The organism is Protofrankia sp. CiP1_Cm_nod4, assembly GCF_982290645.1.
In genome coordinates this window covers 1-3,124 of the sequence record NZ_CEVIVC010000014.1, presented here as the reverse complement: position 1 = coordinate 3,124, position 3,124 = coordinate 1, and the positions used below count along the sequence as shown (strand labels likewise).

The window sequence follows — 3,124 nt, the reverse complement described above, 5'->3', positions numbered from 1 at the left end:
AGCGCCGGGGCCGGGCCGGTGGCGTGGGTGCTCTCGGCGCGCGGCGGGGACGCCCTGCGTGCCCAGGCCGCGCGCCTGCACGACCATGTCGCGGCGGACCCGTCCGCGCGTCCGGTCGACGTGGCCGCGGCGCTGGTGCGGGGCCGGGCCGCCTTCGCCCACCGCGCGGCGGTCGTCGGCGACGACCGGGACGCCCTGCTGGCCGGGCTGGCCGGGCTGGCCCGCGGCGAGCTGCCCGCGGGCACCGTGCGCGGTGCCGCCCGGGCCGGTCGGCTGGCCGTCTTCGTCTTCCCCGGCCAGGGCTCCCAGTGGCCGGGGATGGCCGCGGGCCTGCTCGAGGCCTCCCCCGTGTTCGCCGAGTCGATCGCGGCCAGCGCGGACGCGCTCGCCCCGTACACCGGGTGGAACCTGCTCGACGTCCTGCGCGGGGCGCCCGGCGCGCCCTCGCTGGAGCGGGTCGACGTGGTCCAGCCGGCGCTGTGGGCGGTGCTGGTCTCGCTGGCGGCGGTGTGGCGCTCGTACGGGGTGCACCCGCACGCCGTCGTCGGGCACAGCCAGGGGGAGATCGCCGCCGCGTACGTGGCCGGCATCCTCACCCTCGACGACGCCGCCCGGATCGTCGCCCTGCGCAGCCAGGCCATCACCGCGATCGCCGGGCAGGGCGGCATGGCCTCGATCGCGCTGCCCGCGGACGACGTGCGGGCGCGGCTGGCCGACAGCGGCATCGGTGACGCCGTGTCGCTGGCGGCCGTCAACGGCCCGCGGTCGACCGTCGTCGCCGGCAGCCCGCGGGCGCTGGCGGAGCTGGTCGCCGACTACCAGGCGCGGGGGGTGCGGGCCCGGCTCGTCCCGGTGGACTACGCCTCCCACTCGCCCCAGGTCGACGGCCTGCGCGACCGCCTGCTCAGCGCGCTCGCCGGGATCACCCCCCGGGCCGGGACGATCCCGCTGCTGTCCAGCGTGACCGCCGAGCCGGTCGACGGCGGCACGCTCGACGCGGCGTACTGGTTCGCCAACCTGCGCGGCACCGTCCGGTTCGAGGCCGCCACCCGGGCCCTGCTCGGCAGCGGCCACGACGTGTTCATCGAGGTCAGCCCGCATCCGGTGCTCGTCGGCGGGATCAACGAGACGGTCGACGACGCCGGTCCGGCCGGGGCCGGCGCCGGTGTGCTCGGCACGCTGCGCCGCGACGCCGGCGGGCCGGCCCAGCTGCTGACCGCGCTGGCCGAGGCGCACGTCCACGGCCTGCCGGTCGACTGGAGCGACACCCTCGCCGGCGCCGACCCGTACGCCGTCGACCTGCCCACCTACGCGTTCCAGCGGCGCCGTTTCTGGCTCGCTCCCGCCCCGGCGGCGGCCGGCGGGCTCGCCGTGGCACCGGGCCCGTCCACCGGCCGGCCCGGCCCGGACGGCGGCGAAGGCGATCCCGGCGCGGCCGGGACGGCGGGTGCCGACGGGCTCGGGCTCGCGGCCGGGGACGTGCCCTGGGACGCGGCCGGGGCGGCGGCCGGGGCGGCGGAGCATCCGCTCGCGGCGCTGTCCCCGCAGGCGCTGCGGGAGCGGCTGACGGAGCTGGTCCGCACGACCGCGGCCGGGGTGCTCGGGCACGCGGACACGGAGCGGATCGACAACGGGCAGACCTTCCGGGACCTCGGTTTCGACTCGCTCGGCGCCGTGCGGTTCCGCGACGGGCTCGCCGCGGCGACCGACCTGACCCTGCCGAGCACCCTGGTGTTCGACTTCCCGACGCCGGCCGCCCTGGCCGAACGGCTGATCACCCTGGTGTCGGGCACGCCCGCGGCCACCGCGCGGCGCGCCCGTCGGCGCGTCAACCAGGGCGGCCCGGCCGAGCCGATCGCGATCGTCGCGGTCAGCGGGCGCTGGCCGGGCGGCGCCGACTCCCCCGAGGCGCTGTGGGAGCTCGTCGCCGACGGCCGGGACGCCATCGGCGGGTTCCCGTCGAACCGCGGCTGGGACGTCGAGGCCCTCTACGACCCCGAGCCCGGCAGGCCGGGGCGGACCTACACCCGCGACGGCGGCTTCCTCTACGACGCCGACCGCTTCGACGCGGAGTTCTTCGGGATCTCCCCGCGGGAGGCCGACGCGATGGACCCGCAGCAGCGGCTGCTGCTGGAGTCCGCCTGGGAGGCGCTCGAGCGCGCCGGCATCGACCCGCACAGCCTGCGCGGCAGCCGGTCCGGGGTGTTCGTCGGCGCCACCCAGCAGGACTACGGCCCGCGCCTGACCGACGCGCCGCGCGACGCCGAGGGCTACGTGCTCACCGGCAGCACGACATCCGTGGCCTCCGGCCGGCTGGCCTACACCCTCGGCCTGGAGGGGCCGGCGCTGACCGTCGACACCGCCTGCTCGTCCTCGCTGGTCGCGACCCATCTGGCCATCCAGTCGCTGCACAGCGGCGAGTGCGACCTGGCGCTGGCCGGCGGCGTCGCCGTGATGGCGACCCCGGGGCTGTTCACCGAGTTCTCCCGGCAGCGGGGGCTCGCCCCCGACGGCCGCAGCAAGGCGTTCGCGGCGGCGGCGGACGGCACGTCCTGGGCCGAGGGCGTCGGGTTCCTGCTGCTGGAACGGCTGTCGGACGCCCAGCGGGCCGGCCGGCGCATCCTGGCGGTGATCCGCGGCAGCGCGGTGAACTCCGACGGCGCGTCCAACGGGCTGACCGCGCCGAACGGCCAGTCCCAGCAGCGGGTCATCGCGGACGCGCTGGCCGCCGCCGGGCTCACGGCCGGCGACATCGACGCCGTCGAGGCGCACGGCACCGGCACCCGCCTCGGCGACCCGATCGAGGCGGAGGCGCTGATCGCCACCTACGGCCAGGGCCGCCCCGCCAGCCGGCCGCTGCTGCTCGGCTCGATCAAGTCGAACCTCGGCCACACCCAGACCGCGGCCGGCATCGCCGGCATCACAAAGATCATCTATGCGCTGCGCCACGGCGTCCTGCCGAAGACCCTGCACGTGGACGCCCCGTCACCGTTCGTGAACTGGTCGGCGGGCGCGGTGGAACTGCTCACCTCCGCCCGCCCCTGGCCGACAGCCGACCGCCCCCGCCGGGCCGCGGTCTCCTCCTTCGGCATCAGCGGCACCAACGCCCACATCATCATCGAGC

Annotated in this window: 1 protein-coding gene; it reads left to right on the top strand. The window is 77.6% G+C overall.

What is annotated here, in order from left to right:
* The coding region (locus AC5LSR_RS04905; RefSeq protein WP_493468188.1) for an acyltransferase domain-containing protein at positions 1–3,124 on the top strand (3,124 nt) is incomplete at both ends.